Origin of the sequence: Sporosarcina sp. PTS2304 (genome assembly GCF_003351785.1) — a bacterium.
Classification (GTDB): Bacteria; Bacillota; Bacilli; order Bacillales_A; family Planococcaceae; genus Sporosarcina.
In genome coordinates, this window is sequence record NZ_CP031230.1 from 3,225,630 (window position 1) to 3,248,100 (window position 22,471).

23 protein-coding genes are annotated in these 22,471 nt (G+C 45.8%); 20 read left to right on the top strand and 3 right to left on the bottom strand.

Going from position 1 to position 22,471, the window contains the following annotated elements; all coding sequences use genetic code 11:
* Positions 1-58 precede the first annotated feature (58 nt).
* The 4 genes from DV702_RS15485 to DV702_RS16935 all read left to right on the top strand — a co-directional run bounded on the left by DV702_RS15485 (position 59) and on the right by DV702_RS16935 (position 4,252).
* Positions 59-2,287 (top strand): ribonucleoside-diphosphate reductase subunit alpha, encoded by a 2,229-nt coding sequence (locus tag DV702_RS15485; protein WP_114925559.1) that lies wholly within the window; start codon positions 59-61, stop codon positions 2,285-2,287.
* Positions 2,275-2,712 (top strand): flavodoxin, encoded by a 438-nt coding sequence (locus DV702_RS15490; protein ID WP_114925560.1) that lies wholly within the window; start codon positions 2,275-2,277, stop codon positions 2,710-2,712. The genes DV702_RS15485 and DV702_RS15490 overlap by 13 nt, the downstream gene beginning before the upstream one ends.
* Complete coding sequence (locus DV702_RS15495; RefSeq protein WP_114925561.1) at positions 2,691-3,728, top strand: ribonucleotide-diphosphate reductase subunit beta; 1,038 nt, start codon at positions 2,691-2,693, stop codon at positions 3,726-3,728. Before DV702_RS15490 ends, DV702_RS15495 begins: the two co-directional genes overlap by 22 nt.
* A gap of 86 nt (positions 3,729-3,814) precedes the next feature.
* Positions 3,815-4,252 carry a hypothetical protein gene (locus DV702_RS16935; RefSeq protein ID WP_162805836.1) on the top strand — a complete coding sequence of 146 codons (438 nt, stop codon included), beginning with the start codon at positions 3,815-3,817 and terminating at the stop codon, positions 4,250-4,252.
* On the opposite strand, the gene DV702_RS15505 is transcribed toward DV702_RS16935, so the two are convergent.
* Complete coding sequence (locus DV702_RS15505; protein WP_114925563.1) at positions 4,190-5,707, bottom strand: succinyl-CoA:acetate CoA-transferase ScpC; 1,518 nt, start codon at positions 5,705-5,707, stop codon at positions 4,190-4,192. The two genes, DV702_RS16935 and DV702_RS15505, sit on opposite strands and share 63 nt — an antisense overlap.
* 518 nt (positions 5,708-6,225) lie before the next feature.
* On the opposite strand from DV702_RS15505, the gene DV702_RS15510 reads away from it, so the two are divergent.
* From DV702_RS15510 to DV702_RS15560, 11 genes are read left to right on the top strand one after another with little or no spacing between them, the layout of a single operon-like run.
* On the top strand, positions 6,226-9,900 hold the full coding sequence (locus tag DV702_RS15510) for a nitrate reductase subunit alpha (RefSeq protein WP_114925564.1): 3,675 nt from the start codon (positions 6,226-6,228) through the stop codon (positions 9,898-9,900).
* Positions 9,890-11,500: a nitrate reductase subunit beta gene (gene narH, locus DV702_RS15515; protein ID WP_114925565.1), complete on the top strand. Its 1,611-nt coding sequence runs from the start codon at positions 9,890-9,892 to the stop codon at positions 11,498-11,500. The genes DV702_RS15510 and narH overlap by 11 nt, the downstream gene beginning before the upstream one ends.
* The gene (gene narJ, locus DV702_RS15520; RefSeq protein ID WP_114925566.1) at positions 11,493-12,062 is read left to right on the top strand and encodes a nitrate reductase molybdenum cofactor assembly chaperone; all 570 of its coding nucleotides are present in this window, start codon (positions 11,493-11,495) and stop codon (positions 12,060-12,062) included. The genes narH and narJ overlap by 8 nt, the downstream gene beginning before the upstream one ends.
* Positions 12,055-12,753 carry a respiratory nitrate reductase subunit gamma gene (gene narI, locus DV702_RS15525; protein WP_114925567.1) on the top strand — a complete coding sequence of 233 codons (699 nt, stop codon included), beginning with the start codon at positions 12,055-12,057 and terminating at the stop codon, positions 12,751-12,753. The genes narJ and narI overlap by 8 nt, the downstream gene beginning before the upstream one ends.
* Positions 12,754-12,782: 29 nt before the next feature.
* Positions 12,783-13,262, top strand: a complete 480-nt coding sequence (locus tag DV702_RS15530) for a GAF domain-containing protein (RefSeq protein WP_114925568.1) — start codon at positions 12,783-12,785, stop codon at positions 13,260-13,262.
* Entirely contained in the window at positions 13,243-14,325 is a 1,083-nt protein-coding gene (locus DV702_RS15535; RefSeq protein ID WP_114925569.1) for a sensor histidine kinase, read from the top strand. Before DV702_RS15530 ends, DV702_RS15535 begins: the two co-directional genes overlap by 20 nt.
* Positions 14,306-14,956 (top strand): response regulator, encoded by a 651-nt coding sequence (locus tag DV702_RS15540; protein ID WP_114925570.1) that lies wholly within the window; start codon positions 14,306-14,308, stop codon positions 14,954-14,956. Before DV702_RS15535 ends, DV702_RS15540 begins: the two co-directional genes overlap by 20 nt.
* Positions 14,957-14,974: 18 nt before the next feature.
* A complete protein-coding gene (locus tag DV702_RS15545) occupies positions 14,975-15,508 on the top strand; it encodes a hemerythrin domain-containing protein (protein WP_114925571.1) in 534 nt (177 codons plus the stop codon).
* Positions 15,509-15,559: 51 nt separating this feature from the next.
* Positions 15,560-17,074 (top strand): MFS transporter, encoded by a 1,515-nt coding sequence (locus tag DV702_RS15550; RefSeq protein WP_114925572.1) that lies wholly within the window; start codon positions 15,560-15,562, stop codon positions 17,072-17,074.
* Between the two features lie 42 nt (positions 17,075-17,116).
* Positions 17,117-18,136 (top strand): ThiF family adenylyltransferase, encoded by a 1,020-nt coding sequence (locus tag DV702_RS15555; RefSeq protein ID WP_114925573.1) that lies wholly within the window; start codon positions 17,117-17,119, stop codon positions 18,134-18,136.
* 11 nt (positions 18,137-18,147) lie between these two features.
* The gene (locus DV702_RS15560; RefSeq protein ID WP_114925574.1) at positions 18,148-18,663 is read left to right on the top strand and encodes a MogA/MoaB family molybdenum cofactor biosynthesis protein; all 516 of its coding nucleotides are present in this window, start codon (positions 18,148-18,150) and stop codon (positions 18,661-18,663) included.
* On the opposite strand, the gene DV702_RS16940 is transcribed toward DV702_RS15560, so the two are convergent.
* Both DV702_RS16940 and moaC read right to left on the bottom strand, forming a co-directional pair.
* Positions 18,610-18,903 carry a hypothetical protein gene (locus DV702_RS16940; protein ID WP_162805837.1) on the bottom strand — a complete coding sequence of 98 codons (294 nt, stop codon included), beginning with the start codon at positions 18,901-18,903 and terminating at the stop codon, positions 18,610-18,612. The two genes, DV702_RS15560 and DV702_RS16940, sit on opposite strands and share 54 nt — an antisense overlap.
* A 51-nt stretch (positions 18,904-18,954) precedes the next feature.
* The gene (gene moaC / locus DV702_RS15565) at positions 18,955-19,446 is read right to left on the bottom strand and encodes a cyclic pyranopterin monophosphate synthase MoaC (protein ID WP_114925575.1); all 492 of its coding nucleotides are present in this window, start codon (positions 19,444-19,446) and stop codon (positions 18,955-18,957) included.
* A 60-nt stretch (positions 19,447-19,506) separates the two neighbouring features.
* Here moaC and glp point away from each other — a divergent pair, with 60 nt between their 5' ends.
* Genes glp through DV702_RS15590 form a run of 5 tightly spaced genes read left to right on the top strand, consistent with a single transcriptional unit; the run spans position 19,507 to position 22,469 of the window.
* Positions 19,507-20,763, top strand: coding sequence for a molybdopterin molybdotransferase MoeA (glp, locus tag DV702_RS15570; protein ID WP_114925576.1), 1,257 nt, complete (start codon positions 19,507-19,509; stop codon positions 20,761-20,763).
* Positions 20,760-21,230: a molybdopterin-guanine dinucleotide biosynthesis protein B gene (gene mobB / locus DV702_RS15575; protein ID WP_114925577.1), complete on the top strand. Its 471-nt coding sequence runs from the start codon at positions 20,760-20,762 to the stop codon at positions 21,228-21,230. Before glp ends, mobB begins: the two co-directional genes overlap by 4 nt.
* The gene (locus tag DV702_RS15580) at positions 21,227-21,673 is read left to right on the top strand and encodes a molybdenum cofactor biosynthesis protein MoaE (protein WP_114925578.1); all 447 of its coding nucleotides are present in this window, start codon (positions 21,227-21,229) and stop codon (positions 21,671-21,673) included. Before mobB ends, DV702_RS15580 begins: the two co-directional genes overlap by 4 nt.
* The gene (gene moaD / locus DV702_RS15585; protein WP_114925579.1) at positions 21,670-21,903 is read left to right on the top strand and encodes a molybdopterin converting factor subunit 1; all 234 of its coding nucleotides are present in this window, start codon (positions 21,670-21,672) and stop codon (positions 21,901-21,903) included. Before DV702_RS15580 ends, moaD begins: the two co-directional genes overlap by 4 nt.
* Positions 21,900-22,469 carry a molybdenum cofactor guanylyltransferase gene (locus tag DV702_RS15590; protein ID WP_114925580.1) on the top strand — a complete coding sequence of 190 codons (570 nt, stop codon included), beginning with the start codon at positions 21,900-21,902 and terminating at the stop codon, positions 22,467-22,469. Before moaD ends, DV702_RS15590 begins: the two co-directional genes overlap by 4 nt.
* The last annotated feature ends 2 nt before the right edge of the window (positions 22,470-22,471 follow it).

A 22,471-nucleotide genomic window follows, 5' to 3' on the forward strand; every position in this document is an offset into this window, starting at 1 on the left:
TATGACGACTCCTGAAGCGATCTGGAGTCTTTTTTTACATACTTTTTAAAGGGAGCGGATGCAAATGGCGATTATACACGAAACAGCAGGATTGGAATTAGTAATGGAAAATCTGCAAGAGGAGTTCGGAAAGCAGAAAATCGAACCGTTAGTGGAAGCGAGCGAGCGTTATATAAGCCGTCATCCGAATAGCACGGCGACTGAGTGGACGAATGCGATGGTGCTAGATTCGTTGAGCAGAATTGATGAAGCGAATGCGTATTGGACGTTTGTGGCTGCACGTATTTATTTATTTGACGTCTATGCGAAGCAGAAAGCATTGCGTGGAGCGGATATGTATACCGATTTTGCGAAAAATGTAGAACGGTTGGTGGAACAGGGGTTGTATACACCTGTGTTGATGGAGAAATATAGCGAAGCGGAATTAAGAGAGATCGGTCAGTTAATCGATCCTACCCGCGACTTATTGTTTACGTATATCGGGTTGAAGACATTAGTGGATCGCTACGTGACGGTGAATTTCTCGAAACAGCCGGTAGAACTGCCGCAGGAGCGTTGGCTGATCATTGCGATGACGCTGATGCAAGATGAAACGGAAGATCGCATCCACAAAATTGGGGAAGCGTATTGGGCGATGAGCAACCTCTACATGACCGTAGCGACACCGACGTTATCGAATGCTGGGAAAATGCATGGACAACTATCCAGCTGCTTCATCGATACGGTTGATGATTCATTGCAGGGGATTTACAACAGCAACACAGATATTGCGAACTTGTCGAAATTCGGCGGCGGTATCGGTGTGTATATGGGGAAAGTCCGTTCCCGCGGTTCGTCCATCCGTGGTTTTGAAGGAGCGTCTAGCGGAGTTTTGCCTTGGATTAAACAATTAAACAATACAGCGGTCAGTGTCGATCAGCTCGGTCAGCGACAAGGGGCTGTAGCGGTGTACTTGGACGTTTGGCATAAGGACATTTTCACATTCCTCGATTTGAAGTTAAATAACGGGGACGATCGATTACGTGCGCATGATATTTTCACGGGCGTCTGCTTACCGGACCTATTCATGGAGAAAGTCGAAGCGCGTGAAGACTGGCATTTATTCGATCCACATGAAGTCCGTACGAAGATGGGCTATTCATTGGAAGATTTTTATGATGAGAAAAAAGGACAAGGATCGTTCCGTGAGAAGTACGAAGAATGTGTCCGCAATCCTGAACTTTCGAGAGAGACGGTTTCTGCGATCGAGATTATGAAGCGTGTGTTGCGTAGCCAGTTGGAGACGGGGACGCCGTTCATGTTCTATCGGGACGAAGTGAATCGCACGAACCCGAATAAGCATGAAGGGATTATTTATTCCAGTAATCTATGTACAGAAATTACGCAAAATCAGTCAGCGACTACATTCGAATCGGTTTCATTGGAAGATGATTTGGTCGTGACGCGTACGAAGCCTGGTGATTTTGTAGTCTGTAATTTGTCTTCGATCAACTTAGGACGGGCGGTAACCGCGGATGTGCTGGATCGTTTGATTGCCATTCAAGTGCGTATGTTGGACAACGTCATTGATCAGAATAAAATTCCGGTTGTACAAGCGCAGCGCACGAATGCACGCTACCGGGGAATTGGCCTCGGAACATTTGGCTGGCATCACTTGCTCGCTTTGAAAAATATTCAATGGGAGTCTCAGGAAGCGGTCGACTTCGCGGATGAATTGTATGAAAACATCGCGTACTTAACGATTAAAGCTTCCATGGAATTATCGAAGGAAAAAGGTGCCTACCCGCTATTTGACGGGTCGGATTGGCAAACAGGCGAGTACTTTGAACAGCGTGAATACGATTCAAACAGATGGCGTGAATTGCGTATGGACGTAGCGATTAACGGGATGCGCAACGGGTATTTACTGGCGGTCGCTCCGAATAGTTCGACGTCTGTCATCGCAGGTTCGACAGCTTCGATCGATCCGGTATTCAAGCCGTTCTACCATGAAGAGAAAAAAGATTATAAACTGCCGGTCATTGCGCCGGATTTGGATCATAATACGTATGATGTGTACCGCCGTTCTGCATACATCGTCGATCAACGCTGGTCGATTAAACAAAATGCCGCGCGCCAGCACCATATCGACCAGTCGATTTCATTCAATATATACGTGCCGAACTCCATCCGTGCATCGGTCTTGCTAGATTTGCATATGCAAGTATGGAAATCGGGTATGAAAACGACGTACTATATGCGTTCCACAGCTTCTGAGATCGAGGAGTGCGAGTGGTGTCATTCTTAATCGCCTACGCTTCGTGGAGCGGCAACACCGAAGAAGTAGCGGAGTTGATTGCTGAAAATTTAAGCCGGGAAGGGGTCGCTGTCGATACGCATCGTATTGGCATAGGCGCCTTACCCGATGTACATGAATATGACGCGTTTTGCATTGGTTCCTTTACATGGGAAAAAGGAGCCACACCTGACGAAGTGAAAGATTTCGTGGCGGATATCGGGTATAAACCTGAAACGGTCTATGTTTTCGGTACAGGAGACACGCAATTCGGCGGCGATGAATTATTTTGTAAAGCGGCCGAAAAATTGGCACGCTTCTATGATTCACCGTTTGAACCGCTGAAAGTCGAACAAAGCCCACGCGGCAAACAAGAGCAAATCGTAACGAATTGGACGAAAGGAGTGCTCGACCATTGGCGACACTTACAAGAGTAAAAGTATTGAATCCGGCAAATCCGAATAAAGCGACTGCTATTTTCGGCGGGGAAGCAAGCGGAATCCTTAATTGGAACGACATCGCGCACCCCCATTTCTACACATTGCGTCAGCGCATCCGTTCCCTTTTCTGGACGGCAAATGAAGTGGACATGACACAGGACGTCAAGCAGTTTTCACGTCTTACAAAGGAAGAACAAGTCGCTTTCTTGAAAATCATTGGCTTATTGGCAACATTGGACGGACCGCAAACCGTCATTGCGATGAAGATTGCAGACTTCACAACCGATCCTTCCGTCAAGTCGATTATGGCGACAATTGCCGATCAGGAAAGTGAACACAATCATAGCTACGCCTACGTGTTGTCATCTGTTACGAATCTTGATAAACAGATGGAATCATTTGAAATGGGGCGCACCGACGATGTTTTAATGAAGCGTAACGAGCGAATTGTTGACGTGTACAACGAGTTCGCAGAGAATCCGACGATTGAAACGGTGCTGAAGGCGATGGTGTATACGACGCTACTGGAAGGACTGTTCTTCTATAGCGGTTTTGCATTTTTCTACAACTTGGCACGCCACCAAAAGATGGTCGGAACGTCTACTATGATTTCCTATATTAACCGCGATGAACTTCAACACGGCAAAGCGATCAGCGACATTTTCCGCGCAGCCTTGGCAGAGAACCCGGAATACAACACCGACGCATTCACGGAATGGATCTATGACCAGTTCCGCCACTCCGTAGAGCAAGAAATCATCTGGAGCCGCTATGTCCTAGGCGATATCGATGGTCTCGACTTAGATGAAATGGAAGGCTATATTAAATACCGCGCAAATAAAATGTTGCGCATGCTAGGCTTGAGTGAGATTTATCCAGAGTTCACCGACAACCCGATGAAGTGGATCCGCGCATACGTTGATAATTTCGACGACACGAAAACAGACTTCTTCGAGCAAACGAGCCGTCAGTACGTGAAAACAAGTGATTTGAATGGTTTTGATGATTTGTAAGTCAATGAAAGAAGGAAGGAAGTGCGAAATAGCGCTTCCTTTTTTGTCGTGGGGAAGTAGAAGGTTTATTTGCGCTCATAGCGATTGTGCTTCCGCTCATAGAAGTGGTCTCCGCGCTCATAGCGATTGTGCTTCCGCTCATAGAAGTGGTCTCCTCGCTCATAGCGATTGTGCTTCCGCTCATAGAAGTGGTCTCCTCGCTCATAGCGATTGTGCTTCCGCTCATAGAAGTGGTCTCTGCGCTCATAGCGATTGTGCTTCGGCTCATAGAAATGGCCTTTGCGCTCATAGCGAGTGTATTTCCGCTCATAGAAGTGGCCTTTGCGCTCATAGCGATTGTGCTTCCGCTCATAGAAGTGGTCTCCGCGCTCATAGCGAGTGTATTTCCGCTCATAGAAAACACCCAACCAACAAAAAAGCGAGCAGACATCATCGTCTGCTCGCTTCTACATCCTATCCAATTACTTCTTAACTGCTTCTTTATGCATTGTTTTGTTTTTTGCAAGATTTACGTGCCAAGATAGAGCCTCTTCCAAGATGTGTGGAGTTTGTCCGCCCACTTGTTCAACTGCTCTGTTGTAGTAGTCGCGTAGCTCGTCTTTGAAATCCGGGTGAGCACATACTTCAATCAACTTCTCAGCTTTTTGTCTTGGAGCCAAGCCGCGAAGGTCAGCATAGCCTTGTTCTGTAACGATAACATCCACATCATGCTCCGTGTGGTCCACGTGAGAGCAGAAAGGAACGATAGATGATACGTCTCCGCCTTTAGCGTGTGATTTCGTTACGAAGATTGCGATACGTGCGTTACGTGCGAAATCTCCAGATCCACCGATACCGTTCATCATACGTGTACCGCTAACATGTGTAGAGTTAACGTTTCCGTAGATGTCTAGCTCAAGCGCCGTGTTGAAAGAGATGATGCCCAAACGACGGATAACTTCTGGATGGTTAGAAACCTCTTGCGGACGGAATACTAGCTTGTCGCGGTATTTACTAATGTCTTCTTTTAAGTTGTCCAAGCGCTTCTTAGAAAGTGTCAATGAAGTAGCAGAAGCGAATTTCACTACGCCGTCATCGATCAAGTCAAAGATTGCATCTTGAAGAACTTCAGAATATACTTCGATATCTTTAAACTCAGATGTTCTCATCCCGTCAAGAACTGCGTTTGCCACAGAACCAACACCTGATTGAAGAGGCATTAATGATTCGTCCATACGCCCTAATTTGATCTCGTCACGGAAGAAGTTCAACAAGTGATTTGCGATTTCTTGTGTTTCTTCGTCTGGAGGAACGATAGGGGAAGGAATATCACCTTGTTCCGTAAGAACGATTCCACGTACTTTTTCAGGATCTACTTTAATACCTGGCGTACCGATTTTATCTGTCACTTTGTAGACAGGAATTTCTGTTCTCTCGCCTTGGTATTCTGGGATATACACATCGTGCAACCCTTCGAATTCAGCTGGCGCATTGACATTCAGCTCGATAATAACATGCTTAGCTTCCTGAACGAAAATTGGTGAGTTACCTACTGAACCAGTCGGTATAATTTGACCGTCCTCCGTAATAGCAGCTGCTTCAATAATCGCATAGTCGATCGGCCCGATAACGCCTTGACGAATCCACTCAGCAGTATGAGATAGATGCTGATCGATGTAGAATGAATCACCTGAATTGATCTTGCCGCGCATAGTTGCGTTGCCTTGATACGGAACACGTAAATTAATCAAATCAGCTTCTGCCATCAATTCATCAACATTTGGTCCGAGAGAGGCCCCAGTGAAAACGTTTACTTTGAATTTTTCGTTTTTCCCTCTTTCAGCTAATGCCAATGGAACCGCTTTCGCATCTCCGGATAAAGTAAAGCCACTTAGACCTAAAGACATTCCATCCTCAATCCAAGATGCTGCTTCTTCAGCTGTAACAATCTTATCTTTTAGTGCTTCACAACGAAGGACTTTGTTTAATTCGTTTGACACGGTATCATCCACCTAACCTTTCATTTTGTATATTATTCTATCAGTTATTTGAATAAAATCAACACAATATTATGAGAACTATACTAAAATTTCCACAAATTTATGAAACACATCATTTCATCTGAATAAAATTGCACTAAAAACTTCTTCTAAATGGTAATTACTACTTTAGCAAGTCCTAATGACGAATGGAATGAGGGAATGATCCTCTCTTTAGTAGGAGAATATAGCTCGATAATCTAGTAACAGAGTAGGAGACTACCCTAATGTATATATCGAAAATTGCACGTTTTAAGTAGAGAATAGGGAATTCCCCAATAGAAACGTTGTATAAAGCGCGTATAATTAAGAAATATAAAGGAAAATTATTGTTATTTATGATAAATCAGTACAGATTGTAGGAAGCATTAGGGAATTCCCTTTTTTATTTTCAGATTAATTCGTCAAATTTAGGGTAATGTGTTTAGTATATTTGTGTTCACTTGCTGCTACATTCTGAGAAGGAGTGGAAATGTTCGATGAAAAAGCGATTCGGATTGAATTATTTTAAGCCTGTTGAGAGCTATTCGGGAAATTGGTCGGTGCTAGAAGAGAAAAGCCGTGATTGGGAAAATATGTACCGCCAGCGTTGGTCACATGACAAAGTAGTGCGTACCACACACGGTGTTAACTGTACGGGGTCATGTAGCTGGAAAGTATTCGTGAAAAACGGCATCATCACATGGGAAAACCAGCAAATCGATTATCCTTCCTGTGGGCCGGATATGCCAGAGTTCGAACCGCGTGGCTGTCCGCGTGGGGCGTCATTTTCTTGGTATGAATACAGCCCGCTGCGCGTGAAGTATCCTTATATAAGAGGAAAGCTGTGGCGCATGTGGAATGAAGCACTGCAAGAGACGAAAGATCCCGTCAAAGCGTGGACTTCGATTGTAGAAGATCCAGTAAAGACGAGCGAATACAAGAAAGCACGCGGAAAAGGTGGACATGTTCGTATCCATTGGCGTGATGCGACGATGCTCATTGCGGCACAATTGATTTATACGATTCAGAAATATGGTCCAGACCGCATTGCAGGATTCACACCGATTCCGGCGATGTCGATGGTCAGTTACGCATCAGGCGCACGCATGATTTCATTGCTTGGTGGAGAAATGCTAAGTTTCTACGATTGGTATGCGGATTTACCGCCATCCTCACCACAAATTTGGGGAGAGCAGACGGATGTGCCTGAGTCGAGTGACTGGTTTAACGCAGGATACATCATTATGTGGGGTTCCAACGTTCCGTTAACGCGGACGCCGGATGCACACTTTATGACGGAAGTTCGCTACAAAGGAACGAAAGTCGTTTCTGTGGCACCGGATTATGCGGAAAGTGTGACACATGCGGATGATTGGATCGCAGCGAATCCAGGAACGGATGCAGCAGTCGCGCAGGCGATGACACATGTTATTTTGGATGAATTCTATGAAAAGCGTAAAGAACCAACGTTTTTGAACTATGCAAAACAATATACGGATATGCCGTTTTTAATCGTGCTCGATCCTCACGAAGATTCGTACAAAGCGGGACGTTTCTTGCGAGCGAGCGATTTCGGTCAACAGTCTGAACATGCTGAGTGGAAACCGATGCTATTAGATGAAGCAACAGGTGAAATCATTGTGCCGAACGGGACGATGGGGCAGCGTTGGGAAGAAGACGTTAAATGGAATCTTCTATTAGACAATGAAGATGGAACACGTGTAGAACCTGCATTGTCCATTGAAAAGCATGGGGCGGAATGGCAAGAAATCTATTTCCCATACTTTGATAACAGAGGAAATGGTACGTTCAAACGTCCAATTCCAGCGAAGAAAGTTCAATTTGCGGACGGTACAGAACGTCTAGTGGCGACAACGTATGATGTCATGTTGAGTCAATACGGTGTGAATAGAATCGATAGTGAACTAGAAGCGTCCGGCTATGATGACGCAACGTCCATTTACACACCAGCTTGGCAAGAAGCGATTACGAATGTGAAGCCGGAGCTTGTCACACAAATCGCTATGGAGTTTGCGCAGAACGCGATTGATACAGGCGGCCGTTCGATGATTATTATGGGCGCAGGGATCAATCACTGGTTCAACAGTGACACGATTTACCGTGCAATCTTGAACTTAGTAACATTGACAGCTTCTCAAGGAGTGAACGGCGGCGGTTGGGCACATTATGTCGGTCAGGAAAAATGTCGTCCGATTGAAGGTTGGAGTACGATTGCCTTTGCGAAAGACTGGCAAGGTCCTCCACGTTTGCAAAACGCGACGTCATTTTTCTACTTCGCAACTGATCAATGGAAGTACGAAGAAGCGGGCGCCGATACGCTTATGTCCCCGCTCGGAGGCGAAGCGAGATACCAGCACCCGGCAGACTATAACGTACTCGCTGCACGACTCGGCTGGTTGCCATCGTATCCGCAGTTCAATAAAAACAGTCTGCTGCTCGTTGAAGAAGCAGCGAGACTCGGCAAAACGGCACCGAAAGAAGTCGTCAGTCATGTAGTGGATCAGCTGAAATCAGGTGAACTACAATTTGCGGCACAAGACCCGGGAGCACCTGAAAACTTCCCGCGTTCGCTATTCGTTTGGCGTTCGAACTTGATCTCAAGCTCTGCAAAAGGGCAAGAATATTTTATGAAGCATTTACTCGGCGCATCGAGTGGATTACTCGCCACACCGAACGAAGACATGAAGCCGGAAGAAATGATTTGGCGTGATGAAGTAGAAGGGAAACTGGATCTCCTTGTCGCACTTGATTTCCGTATGACTGCAACACCGTTGTACGCAGACCTTGTATTACCAGCTGCGACTTGGTATGAAAAAGTGGACCTATCTTCTACAGATATGCACCCATTCGTTCACCCGTTCAATCCGGCGGTCAATCCGTTATGGGAATCTCGTTCGGACTGGGATATTTATCGCACGATTGCAGAAACATTCTCGGAACTTGCGAAAATTCATTTGCCTGGTGTCTATAAAGATTTAGTCACATCGCCGCTTGCGCATGACTCCATTCAAGAAATTGCACAGCCGTATGGGGAAGTGCATGATTGGAGCAAAGGTGAGGTAGAAGCGATTCCAGGGAAGACGATGCCTGGCATGACGATTGTCGAACGGGATTATACGAAAATTTACGATAAGTACATTACACTCGGACCTTTGCTTTCAACAGGCAAGACGGGTGCACACGGTGTCAGCTTCTCGGTCGCTGAAGAGTACGAGATGATGAAGGGCATTAATGGCGTGTACGAAGACGATACGGTGAAAGACGGATTGCCGAAACTGTTCACAGCGAAGCATGCGGCGGAAGCGATGCTCACACTGTCCTCTGCAACGAACGGGCGCGTCTCACAACGGGCATTTGAAGCAGCCGAGCAGGATACGGGCGTGGAGTTGAAAGATATTTCAGCAGACCGTGCAGCGGAGCGTTTCACATTTGCGAACATTACCGCTCAACCGCGTGAAGTCATCCCGACACCGGTATTCAGTGGTTCCAATAAATTAGGACGTCGCTACTCACCGTTCACAACGAACATCGAACGACTCGTACCTTTTAGAACATTAACCGGCCGACAGCACTTCTACGTCGATCATGAGTTATTCCTTGGATTTGGCGAAGCGTTACCGGTTTATAAGCCGACATTGCCGCCATTCGTTTTTGCGGATCGTGACGCAGAAATCGTCGGCGGTCAAGATGCACTCGTCTTACGTTATTTAACACCGCACGGTAAATGGAATATTCACTCCACGTATCAAGACAATCAGCATATGCTGACATTATTCCGTGGAGGTCCGACGGTGTGGCTGTCGAATCTGGATGCAGAAGAACATGGCATTGATGATAATGATTGGCTCGAAGTATATAACCGTAACGGGGTCGTCAATGCGAGAGCTGTTGTCAGTCATCGCATGCCTAAAGGAACGATGTTTATGTACCACGCACAAGACAAGCACATTCAAATGCCGGGCTCGGAAATTACCGAACAACGCGGAGGCAGTCATAATGCGCCGACACGTATTCACATGAAGCCGACTCAAATGGTAGGCGGCTATGCACAGCTCAGTTATGGATTCAACTACTATGGACCGATCGGTAACCAACGTGATGTGTACGTCGCGGTTCGTAAGATGAAGGAGGTCAACTGGCTTGAAAATTAAAGCGCAAGTTGCAATGGTGATGAACTTAGACAAGTGTATTGGGTGTCATACGTGTAGTGTGACGTGTAAAACGACATGGACGAATCGTGAAGGTGCCGAATATATGTGGTTTAACAATGTAGAGACGAAACCAGGAATCGGTTATCCGAAACGATGGGAAGACCAAGAGCTGTATAAGGGCGGTTGGCAATTACGCAAAGGGAAGCTCGAACTGAAATCCGGTTCGAAGCTTTCCAAAATCGCACTCGGTAAAATCTTCTACAACCCGGATATGCCGGAAATGAAAGATTATTACGAGCCATGGACTTATGACTATGAAAAGCTGACATCCGCACCAGACCGCGAGCATACACCGGTCGCGCGCGCGAAGTCTGTCGTCACGGGCGAGTATATGGATCCGGAATGGGGTCCGAACTGGGAAGACCAATTGGCAGGCGCTCATGTGACGGGTCCATTAGATCCGAACATCGAAAAAATTGAAGAAGAAATCAAGTTCAACTTCGAGCAAGCGTTCATGATGTACTTGCCGAGACTATGTGAACACTGCTTGAACCCGAGCTGTGTAGCCTCTTGTCCTTCAGGCGCGATCTATAAGCGTGATGAAGATGGAATTGTTTTAGTCGACCAAGAAGCTTGCCGCGGCTGGCGTTACTGTATGACGGGTTGTCCGTACAAAAAAGTGTACTTCAACTGGAAAACGAATAAAGCGGAAAAATGTACATTCTGTTTCCCGCGTGTGGAATCTGGCTTGCCGACGGTTTGTTCAGAAACATGTACAGGACGTATTCGTTATCTAGGCGTCTTATTATATGATGCAGACCGCGTACAAGAAGCGGCATCTACACCAGATCCGAAAGATTTATATGAAGCACAACTGGACTTGTTCCTAGACCCGAATGATCCTGAAATTATTGAACAAGCGATTCAAGACGGAATCTCTGAAGACTGGATTCAAGCGGCACAAAACTCGCCGGTTTATAAGTTGGCGATCGAGTATAAGCTTGCATTCCCGTTACACCCGGAATATCGTACATTGCCGATGGTTTGGTATGTGCCACCACTAAGCCCGATCATGAACTACTTTGAAGGAAAAGACTCCATTAAAAATCCGGATATGATTTTCCCGGCGATTGAAGAAATGCGTATTCCGCTTCAGTACTTGGCGAATATGTTAACAGCAGGAGATGTAGAAACGGTTAAAGGAGGTTTGCAGCGTATGGCGATGATGCGCTCTTACATGCGTGCTGTATCTTCCGGTAAAGAGTTCGATGAAACGAAGCTTGAACGTGTAGGCTTAACCGCAAAACAGACGAAGCAAATGTATCGCTTGCTCGCAATTGCTAAGTATGAAGATCGCTTTGTCATTCCGACGTCTCATAAAGAAGGACAGATGAACGTCTATCGTTCGCAAGGTTCTGCCGGATATGACGGTATGGGTACGTACGGCGAACAAGCACCTGCGACAAACCCTTATTCATTCTCTGTCATGGGCTCGGATGGAGGTTGTGACGGTTGTGGACCGGCTTCACCTGGAGCGCCTGTGAAAACAGGAAAAGAAATTTACGAAGAGAATTTCTATGGGGGGATCTGGCGTGATTAATCTCGATCTCTTATATGAAAAGAAAAATATTTTCGGCTTTTTCTCCAACCAACTGAATTATCCCGAAAAACTGACGTTTCATCCGTCAGTTTGGGATGATTTCGTTACGAGTGATGCGGCAGGTTATGAAGACTTGCAAACTTACTGGGAGCTAATGCAGACGTACAGTTTGGATGAGATCCAAGAGCTGTACACATCGACATTTGATTTTCAGAAAGACGCGACGCTGTTCATGACATATGTGAAGTTCGAGGATTCTAAAGAGCGCGGTCAAATGCTTGCTCGCTTAAAAGTGCTGTATGAAATGTTCGGCTTGAATATGCCGGATGAAGAGCTATCCGACTTGCTTCCGTTAATGTGCGAATTCATTTATGCGGCAGAATGGAAGGGAGATCCGCGGGCACAACAAAGTTTTTCCATGCTGCTTGCGGTCATGGAAGATGGAAGTTACTTTTTGATGAAAGCGTTGGAAAAGTATGAAAGCCCTTATTTCTACTTAATACGGGCGTTGCGTGAAACTTGTAAATCGTGTATTCAACGGGAGGTTTCTGCTAATGACTAGTCAATTCCTGTGGGTCATTTTTCCTTACATTTGTATCGCGGTGTTTATAGTGGGTCATATATTCCGCTATAAGAACGACCAGTTCGGATGGACCGCAAAATCGAGTGAGTTTATTGAGAAAAAGCAATTGATGATTGGTAGTTTACTGTTTCACATCGGAATTTTTCCCGTCATTTTAGGTCATGTGGCGGGTCTCGGGATTCCGAAAGAGTGGACACGTGCCATGGGCGTCAGTGATCATATGTATCATCTAGGCGCCGTGTGGGGCGGAGGATTTTTCGGCGTAATGACGCTAGTCGGAATGATCATTTTGACTTCTCGCCGTTTCACGAAGGCGAATGTCCGAAAACTTTCTTCCAGATCCGATTTGATTGTCAATACATTTTTATTATTTATTGTCTTTATTGGTGTCTATAGTTCACTCATTACGAACACGATGACACCAGGTTTTGATTATCGCGATACGATCTCGGTCTGGTTCCGATCATTGCTTATATTCCAGCCGGAAGCAGCCTATATGGCAGCCGTCCCGCTTGCATTTAAGTTGCATATTTTAACGGGTTTTCTCATTTTTGCGATGTGGCCGTTCACTCGATTGGTTCACGTTTGGAGTGTACCGTTGAATTATGCCGGAAGAAGTTATATTCTTTATAGAAAACATCAACCGAACAAACAGCATACCCCACGTTGAGCGAATGATGAAAACAGGAGATAACGCCTATGACAGAACAACAAAATTTTAATTTTCAAGCAGCTATCGACCAGTTGAAAGAACGACTAGAAGCGGATTTCATCGGATTGGCGCTAGTGGATTTGAATAAATATTATCATGAATTGAAATGGCGCTATGTCGCTGGGAATAGTAATTTACGCTATAGAAAAATTGTCCTGAGTTCTGGCAAAGGTGTGGCGGGGCTAGTTTTTAAAACAGGAAAGCCAGTGCTAGTAGAAGACGCAGAAGAATTAATGGAATCACGGGATCTATATAATTATCCGATTGTAGTCTTTGAGAAGCTGAAAAGTTTTGGAGCTATTCCGTTATTCCATGACGATCATGTACAAGGTGTGTTGCTCGTCGGCTATCGTCAACCGAAAAAAATGACGATAGAAAAGTTTGAACAGGTGAAGGAGACGATCGGCACGACATTTGGACCGTTTCATCATAAGGAGCGATTGAAAGATGACGCTATCGAACAGTAATCAGTTACCGGAACTATTGCAGAAGCTTTACGACCATACAACAGAAGCTATGTTCTTTTTTTCGGCTGAAGGTCACATTCTTTCGATGAATGAAGCGGCAAAACAAATTATCGAACCGGAACTATTTCTCAAGATGCTTCAAGGCGAAGCGGATTCGATCTGTTTTACTTGTCGCGGATATACGAGTGAGGACGAACAGATGACATGTGTCTCTTGTTTCATGGCGGAGCCGCAACAAACGCTAACTTCTTTCCAATTATATTTAGAAACAAAAGACGTGGGTGTGTTGCCGTATAGCGCGACGTACCAAGTAATTGATGAACAACAACAAATTTCTGTACTGATGTTGCGCAATTTGACCCGTCAGACACAAACACAAGAAGTGCTCAATCAAAAACTGCGTGTCAAGCAAGTCATCCAAGCGCAAGAAAATGAGCGCAAACGGATTTCGAGAGAATTGCATGACAGTGTTGCGCAAGAAATGCTGAGTTCATTAGTCGATTTGCGTGTGTTGAAGTATATGAATGTAGAAGAAGAAGTGCTCGAGAAGTTGCGCCAGACGGAAGGTTCACTCATGCGATTGCTGGACGATATCCGCTATATGTCTGTCGAGCTCCGTCCTGCAGTGCTAGATGATTTCGGCTTGGAAGCGGCGTTTCGGACCCATATTAAAGGCTTGGAGAAGAACTTCGGTTTCATCGTTCATTTTGAATCGGATGTGAAAAGCAACCGGTACGAAGGAGAGATAGAAACCGTCGTCTATCGGATCGGTCAAGAAGCGATTTTGAATGCGATGAAATACGCAGAAGTGGAAGAAGTGTTCCTGCGTCTGACAGAAACACCGGATCATTTACAGCTGGAAGTGCTGGACGAAGGAATAGGTTTTAATGTCAATGACTTTACCCCGGAAGGTACGGGGCTTGGATTATTCGGCATGCGTGAACGCGTCGAATTAGTAGGTGGAAACATCACGATTGCGTCCAGTGCGCAAGAAGGCACGAAAATCCAAGTCGAGATTCCCGTGAAGAAGGAGAGAGCAACTAGTGAAAATCATAATCGCTGATGATCATGCAGTCGTCCGTACAGGATTTATGCATATCTTAAATTTTCAACCGGATATGGAAGTCGTAGCCACGGCGGCAGATGGGTTGGAAGCGTATGAATTGGTTGCCAAACATCGACCGGACATCATTTTATTGGACTTAAGCATGCCGCCTGGTCAAAGTGGCCTGATCGCCACAGGTAAAATACATGAAGATTTTCCAGAGACGAAAATCGTGATTTTGACGATGTATGATGACGAAGAATATATGTTTCATGTATTGAAAAACGGAGCTTCCGGCTATATTTTGAAAAATGCCCCTGATGAAGAGTTATTAAGTGCACTCCGCCAAGTGTATGAAGGCGGCACGTATGTACATCCTTCGATGGCTACGTCGTTAGTGAGGGAGTTCGTCAAAAAAGGCCCTAAGCTATCCGATGAAGATGATCCGTTCAAGATTTTGTCTAAACGGGAAATTGAAATTTTGCCGCTCGTCGCAAAAGGCTACGGTAATAAAGAAATTGCAGAAATGCTGTATATTTCCGTCAAGACGGTGGAAGCGCATAAAGCGAAGATGATGGATAAACTTCAGTTGAAGAGCCGTCCAGAATTAGTGGAATATGCGCTGAAGAAAAAGTTTTTAAGTTTTTAATAGAGGAAGTGGAGGAAGATGGTCAATTCTGGTTTCACTCATACATTGCCTGCACTACGCGTGTTGGAAAACGAACATCGTTATTTAACGTATGAAATGGAACAGTGGCATGCGATTGTACTAGATTTTGAAAATGAACGATTTTCCCGTGAAGAAGGATTGGTGGCGCTTCAGCAATTGCGTAAGCTCATCGTCAAATTCATTGAACCATTGAAAAATCATACCGACAAAGAAGAGGAATTCCTTTTTCCTATGCTCGCAAAATATGTGGGCAGTGATCAGGGACCTGTGCAGGCGGTGCAAGAGGAACATGATGAGATCGATGCATTTATCGGACATTTCCTTCACCATACAAGAGGAGACTTATCTTCATTTACTTTACAAATGATCCAAGATGTAGTGAAAGATGCGGGAGAAGCGTTCGAAGTCATTATGATTCATTTCGTGAAGGAAGAGAATGTCATCTTTCCGATGGTATTGTCGGTTTTGCGAGCGAAAGAACAAGATGAGTTATTTAAGCAACTGTACACTTCTATTTTGCCAGAGTCATAAAAGAGTCACATTGGATTGTTTCGTAACTACCTTTAGATTGGATGGATTCCTATGACACAAAAGATTCAACTGCCATTACAGACGGCAAATCTAGTTGTCGGTTTCATGGTGTGGGTGCTTATTTCTTCCTTACTTCCATTTATTAGTGAAGATATTAGTATACCACCAGAACGATTGGCCATCATTACAGCGATTCCTGTAGTACTCGGTTCCATTTTACGTATCCCGCTTGGCTACTATGCCAATGTGTACGGGGCGCGCGTGATGTTTTTCATCAGTTTCATTGTGTTGCTTTTTCCTGTCTACTACATAAGTGAAACGTCGACCGTGACAGGGTTATTGATCGGTGGTACGTTGCTAGGTGTAGGGGGCGCGATTTTCTCTGTAGGCGTTACATCGCTGCCGAAATATTACCCAAAGGAAAAGCACGGTTTAGTCAACGGGATTTACGGAATGGGAAATATCGGTACGGCGATTACGACATTCTCAGCACCTGTACTCGCCATGAAATTCGGTTGGTCGTTGACAGTCAAAATGTATTTGGTTTTACTATTAGTATTTATCGCTTTGAATTTCTTTTTCGGTGATCGTAAAGAAGTAAAAGTGAAAGCGCCGATTGTTGAACAAATTAAAGGCGTCTATAAAAATGAGAAATTGTGGTTCTTCTCGCTATTCTATTTCATCACATTTGGTTCGTTCGTTGCGTTTACGGTATTTTTACCGAGTTTCCTCGTCAACTACTTTGGCTTGGATAAAGTGGATGCAGGCTTGCGGACAGCAGGTTTCATCGTCGTAGCGACGTTATTGCGTCCGGTCGGCGGTTGGTTAGGCGATAAGTTTCAGCCTCTCTTTTTACTAATGGGCTGTTTTGCGGGATTAACATTTGCATCTATCGTTTTGGCGTTTTCACCTGATATTGCACTCTATACAGTGGGCAGTATTTTGATCGCGGCAGCTGCGGGGATCGGCAATGGTGTAATCTTCAAACTCGTACCTATGTACTTCAGTAAACAAGCAGGAACAGTTAACGGGATTGTTTCGATGATGGGTGGATTGGGCGGATTTTTCCCTCCTTTATTGCTCGCAACGATTTTCTCGATGACAGGTTCTTATTCTATCGGCTTTATGGCATTCTCTCAAATATCACTAGCGAGCCTTGTGCTAGTCGTGTGGTTATATTATATGGACCGTGTCAGTCTTTCGAAAGAAGTATTCGATTCGACGAGACAAGGGATTCTCGTAACCAATCAAACGGGCGCGATCGTATCTGTCAATCCGGCATTTACACAATTGACAGGGTATAGTGAAGAGGAAGTGCTCGGCAAGAGTCCGAATGTGTTAAGCTCTGGCCGTCACGATCGGGCGTATTATGATAAGATGTGGCGCGAAATTGAAGAACACGGCGTATGGCAAGGTGAAATTTGGAATAAAAAGAAAAACGGTGAAGAGTATTTAGAGTTCTTATCAATAAGTGCTGTAAAAGATGGGACGGGCGACATCGTTCGTTATGTCGGATCATTCAGCGATATTAGTCCCGAAACAGCGGAAGGCAATCAGTTATCTTAACTGGTTGCCTCGCTTGTTTTTGTATGAAAGGGTGCGGATGGAGTGGAAAATCGTTATTCAAGACAAACATTATTTCAGCCGATCGGACAGGATGGGCAACAATCATTGGCGCAGTCGCATGTCGTCATCATCGGTTGCGGTGCGCTTGGTTCGGCTATTTCGGAAACGCTCATCCGTGCAGGGGTCGGCAAAATAACATTGGCGGATCGTGATTATGTAGAAGCGTCCAATTTGCAGAGACAACAGTTATTTACGGAAGCTGATGCGCGCGGAAGTATGCCAAAAGTGGTGGCGGCGGAGCGAAGATTACGTGAAATCCGCCAAGATGCCGACATTCGAACGGTGTTGGATCATGTGGACGGTCCGTTATTACTAGAGCTGGCTGAAGGAGCCGATCTGTTGATGGATGCCACGGACAATTTTGAAACACGCCTACTTATAAATGATGTGGCATGGTCTCTTCAGATTCCGTGGATTTACGGAGCAGTTGTCGGCAGTTCAGGCAGCGTATTTCCATTCATTCCTGGCAAGACGGCTTGTTTCCGTTGCTTATTGCCAGTCCTTCCCGCAGTCAATGAAACATGTGATACGGTAGGGGTCATTTCGCCTGCTGTCCAAATTTCCGCTGCGCATCAAAGTGCGGAAGCGTTGAAATGGCTGACAGGCAATCAGTCATCTATGCGTACAAAGCTTCTGCATTTTGATGTGTGGAATAATACATCTGTGGAAGCAGGAATTAGTCGGATGCAGCAGCCGAATTGTGAAACATGCGGAGATCATCCTACGTACCCAGCTTTGCATGAATCGGCGGGTACACAGTATGCCGTACTTTGCGGTCGCGACACGGTACAAATTATTCCAGAAGCAGGACGTGCCTTGACGCTGGCGGACGGTGTCCACGTAGCGAGACGTCTGCAGTCCGAATACCGCGAGACGCCGTTTTTTGTAGAGTTTCAAGTGGAAGGTTATCGTTGTATTTTATTTGGCAATGGTCGATTATTGATTCATGGTATTAAAGATATGCAAAAAGGCAGGAAAGTCTATCATTCATTATTTGGTTAGGGGTGTTGGGAATGGAGGAATCTCATTTACCGCAACAAGCACGTAATCAGTCGATAACCGTTGCGGTATTGACAATCAGTGATACGAGAACGGTGGAAAATGATAAGAGTGGTAAAGTTATTTGTGAGAAGTTGATAGAGTCAGGGCACATTGTGAAGGATTATCGCATATGTCCAGACGAAGCAGAGCAGATGACGAAGCTATTGCACGAGTGGCGAGCTGATTCTTCTATTCAAGCGATGATTTTCACAGGTGGCACAGGAATCGGTGCACGCGATAGGACAGTCGAGACAGTAGCGCCTCATTTCACAAAGCCGCTGGATGGGTTTGGTGAGTTGTTCCGGTTTTTGAGTTATACGGAAGACGTAGGGTCAAAAGCGTTATTGAGCCGGGCGACTGCTGGAGCCATTGATTCGCAAGTGGTATTTTTATTGCCAGGCTCGTCGAAAGCTGTGACGCTCGCGATGGATAAGCTAATCGTGCCTGAGTTGCCGCATATTGTGCATGAATTGACGAAGCATTTGTAGGGGCGTTATGATCGCGTGTGGGTAGTCTATGAGCGGAGATCGCGTTTCTATGATCGCGTGTGGGTAGTCTATGAGCGGAGATCGTGTTTCTATGATCGCGTGTGGGTAGTCTATGAGCGGAGATCGCGTTTCTATGATCGCGTGTGGGTAGTCTATGAGCGGAGATCGCGTTTCTATGATCGCAAGTGTGCATTCTATGAGCGCATCCCACATTTCTATGAGCGACTCCCCCACTTCCATGATCACACACTCCTCTCGCTAAGCAAAGGTCGATAAAAAACGCGCGGGGGATTAGTCCGCGCGCGTGTAGTCTCCATTTTTTCCACCGGTTTTATGTTGAAGCATAGTGGGGCCGATGATCATTTCTTTGCCGGCCGCTTTACACATGTCATAAATTGTTAAAGCGGCTACGGAAGCGGCGGTGAGTGCTTCCATTTCGACGCCGGTAACGCCTTTTGTTTTAACGGTAGCTTCTATGAGCACCTCGTATTCAGGTTTTTGTTGATTAATGATCCATTCAAAGCGAACATCGACGCCGGTGAGTGGCAGTGGATGACACATGGGAATGAGGGTGGCGGTATTTTTAGCAGCCATAATAGCAGCGACTTGTGCGACTGCGAAGACGTCTCCCTTTTTATTGGTGCCGTGGGTGATCTGTTCGTAAATCGATTCGTTGACAATTATAGAGGAGGTAGCAATTGCGGTGCGTAATGTGATTTCTTTGCTGGACACATCGACCATTTTCGCGCGGCCTTGTTCGTTAAAGTGAGTGAGTTCGGACATATTATTCATCCTTTCAAATCATTGTACTCGTAAGTATAACAAAAGAAAGAGGAGATGTAAGTGGTAGAAATTCGAAAGCCGATTCAAGTGGCGGAAGCAGTAGATCGTGTTATGTCGCATGTGCAACAACTGGATACAGAACTTCTCTCATTGGAACATACATATGGCCGCATACTGGCGGAGCCGATTGTGGCAAAACATGATGTCCCTCCGTTTGATCGGTCGCCGTATGATGGCTTTGCGATTCGTGCAGAGGATTCAGCAGGTGCGTCGGGCAATGAACGTAAATCATTTCAAGTGATCGGAGAAATTGGTGCGGGGCATGTGGCGGATCGTCCGATAGAACGAGGGGAAGCGTTTCGTATTATGACTGGCGCCCTCATTCCGGAGCAGGCCGATGCGGTCGTCATGCTCGAGCAAACGGTGGAAACTGACACGGGCTTTACGTTGCGGAAACCATTTGACGCGGGGGAGAATATTTCGCGGCAAGGAGAAGACGCGAAGGAAGGCGACCAGCTGATTGAAGCAGGGACGATTATCCATCCCGGCACGATTGCTTTGCTTGCAACGTTCGGCTATTCGCACGTGCGAGTGGCTAAAAAGCCGATTGCAGGAGTGTTGTCTACGGGTACGGAGTTGCTTAATGTGGAAGATGAATTGATGCCGGGGAAAATCCGGAATTCCAACGGTCCTATGATTCGTGCGCAATTGGCGAGAATGGGAATTGAAGCCAAGTCCTACGGGATGATGGAAGATGATTTGGATGCATGTACTGAAATTGTTGAACGTGCGCTGAAAGAGACAGATGTACTCATCACGACTGGCGGGGTGTCGGTTGGAGATTATGATTATTTACCGGCTATTTATGAACGTCTCGGAGCGAAAGTACTGTTCAATAAAGTGGCGATGCGTCCAGGAAGTGTGACGACGGTTGCGGTGCTAGGCAATAAATTTTTATTCGGTTTATCCGGAAATCCGTCCGCATGTTTTACAGGATTTGAGCTGTTTACACGTCCCGCAATTTTAGCGATGATGGGTTGTAAAGCACCGTATATGCCGAGAATTCAAGCAACTTTAGGTGAAGATTTCAAAAAGGCGAATCCGTTCACTCGTTTCGTTCGTGCAACGTGGGAAATGACGGCACAAGGAATTGTCGCAACACCTGCTGGGTTTAATAAATCGAGTGCAGTGTCTTCGATTGCGCGTGGAAATTGTATCATTGTTTTACCGAGCGGAACACGCGGCTTTGAAAGCGGAATGACAGTGGACGTTTTATTATTAGGCGCAGAACAGGGCGTAGAGCAGTGGGATCTATGAAGACGCTTCATGTTGTTGGTTATAAAAACAGCGGAAAAACGACGTTGATTACACATTGGATTACGCTATTGCAAGAATGGGGCTTTGAAGTGGCGGTACTGAAGCATCATGGCCACGGCGGCTTGCCTGAACTGCCGCCAGCTCATACCGATACGATGCAGTTTTTGGCGGCCGGAGCCGTCTCTACCGTAGTGGCAGGCGGCGGTATGATACAATTGATGCAACAGAAAGAACGTTCATTTCAAGAACTAAAGGCATTGGCGGCTTCGAATCGGCCGGATGTGTTGTTGATAGAAGGCTATAAACAGGAGATCGGTGAAAAAATCGTACTCATCCGCAATGAAGAAGATCGTGAACAATTACAGACGTTGCGAGGAGTGTTGCACGTAGCACGAACAGAGACGCTCTTTTCGGACAATACTGCACTTGACGACTGGTTGTGGCGATGGATGGAGGAAGTCATATGAAGCGTTTTGAAATAGTAGATACCCCTATTGATCCGCAAGCGTACAGCGATCTCGTTCTGCATCCTGCAGCTGGGGCCGTGACGGTCTTTACGGGGCATGTACGCGAATGGACACATGGAGTGCGAACGCTCTATTTGGCATATGAAGCATATATTCCGATGGCGGAGAAGAAATTGGCAGAAATCGGCGCGGAAATGGAAGAAAAGTGGCCAGGTGTACAAGTGGCGATGGCGCATCGGATTGGTGAGTTGAAAATATCGGATATTGCGGTCGTCATCGCGGTTTCTTCTCCACACCGGAAAGAAGCGTACGAGGCAAATGAATATGCGATTGAACGTATTAAAGAAGTAGTTCCCATTTGGAAAAAGGAAATTTGGGAAGATGGGGAAGAATGGATCGGCGCACAGAAGAAATATCCGGAGAAAGGAAGCGGGAAACAATGATTACAGTTCATTATTTTGCGAGATTGCGTGAGCTCACGGGTAAAGGAGAGGAATCTTTGGAACGTGCTTCCCTGACGGTGGAAGAATTGCTTGACTGGGCGGAAGAGACGTATCCAGGATTCGGAAAAGAGACTATTCACGTAGCAGTAAATGAGGAATATGCGCGTAAAGATGATGTGATTCAATCAGGCGATGTCTGTGCATTCATCCCGCCGGTAAGTGGTGGATGAAAACAGTAGGAATTGTATTGGCTGGCGGGCAGTCGAGACGCTTTGGCGAACCGAAAGCTTTTGCGGAATTTGAAGGAAAACCGTTTTACGAGTACTCGGTAGAATCGCTTCGACCATTTTGCGAAGAAATTGTAGTCGTGACTCGACCGGAGTTTGTAGACCGTTTTCCTATAGATGTTCATGTCACGACAGATATAGAGAACTTTGCAGGGATGGGTCCGTTGGCTGGTATATTAACGGCTATGGAACAGCTCGATGCAGAGCGGTATATAGTGTTGCCGTGCGATATGCCGTTCATGGATCGTCACGTGATGGATCGTTTATTGCAACGTCACTCGACGGATGTGACGGGAGTCGTAGTGGAAGGAAAGCTTCATCCGTTAGTGTCCGTTTGGAATCGCAGAGTGAAGCCGACTATTCGTCAGGCGTTGCTAGAAAACAACCGGCGCGTGATGTATGTACAAGCACTTCATCATATAGAGTGGATAGAAGGAATTTTATTGACAGATCAACCGGAGCTTGCATTTAAAAATGTCAACACGCCATGTGAACTAGAGAGGGGATGAGG

Coding starts and splice junctions, on each gene's coding strand:
- DV702_RS15560 (WP_114925574.1), top strand. CDS start 18,148: ATGGAGGAATCTCATTTACCGCAACAAGCACGTAATCAGTCGATAACC.
- DV702_RS15550 (WP_114925572.1), top strand. CDS start 15,560: ATGACACAAAAGATTCAACTGCCATTACAGACGGCAAATCTAGTTGTC.
- DV702_RS15530 (WP_114925568.1), top strand. CDS start 12,783: ATGACAGAACAACAAAATTTTAATTTTCAAGCAGCTATCGACCAGTTG.
- moaC (WP_114925575.1), bottom strand. CDS start 19,446: ATGTCCGAACTCACTCACTTTAACGAACAAGGCCGCGCGAAAATGGTC.
- DV702_RS16940 (WP_162805837.1), bottom strand. CDS start 18,903: ATGGAAGTGGGGGAGTCGCTCATAGAAATGTGGGATGCGCTCATAGAA.
- DV702_RS15510 (WP_114925564.1), top strand. CDS start 6,226: ATGAAAAAGCGATTCGGATTGAATTATTTTAAGCCTGTTGAGAGCTAT.
- narI (WP_114925567.1), top strand. CDS start 12,055: ATGACTAGTCAATTCCTGTGGGTCATTTTTCCTTACATTTGTATCGCG.
- DV702_RS15535 (WP_114925569.1), top strand. CDS start 13,243: ATGACGCTATCGAACAGTAATCAGTTACCGGAACTATTGCAGAAGCTT.
- mobB (WP_114925577.1), top strand. CDS start 20,760: ATGAAGACGCTTCATGTTGTTGGTTATAAAAACAGCGGAAAAACGACG.
- moaD (WP_114925579.1), top strand. CDS start 21,670: ATGATTACAGTTCATTATTTTGCGAGATTGCGTGAGCTCACGGGTAAA.
- DV702_RS15485 (WP_114925559.1), top strand. CDS start 59: ATGCAAATGGCGATTATACACGAAACAGCAGGATTGGAATTAGTAATG.
- DV702_RS15590 (WP_114925580.1), top strand. CDS start 21,900: ATGAAAACAGTAGGAATTGTATTGGCTGGCGGGCAGTCGAGACGCTTT.
- DV702_RS15580 (WP_114925578.1), top strand. CDS start 21,227: ATGAAGCGTTTTGAAATAGTAGATACCCCTATTGATCCGCAAGCGTAC.
- DV702_RS15545 (WP_114925571.1), top strand. CDS start 14,975: ATGGTCAATTCTGGTTTCACTCATACATTGCCTGCACTACGCGTGTTG.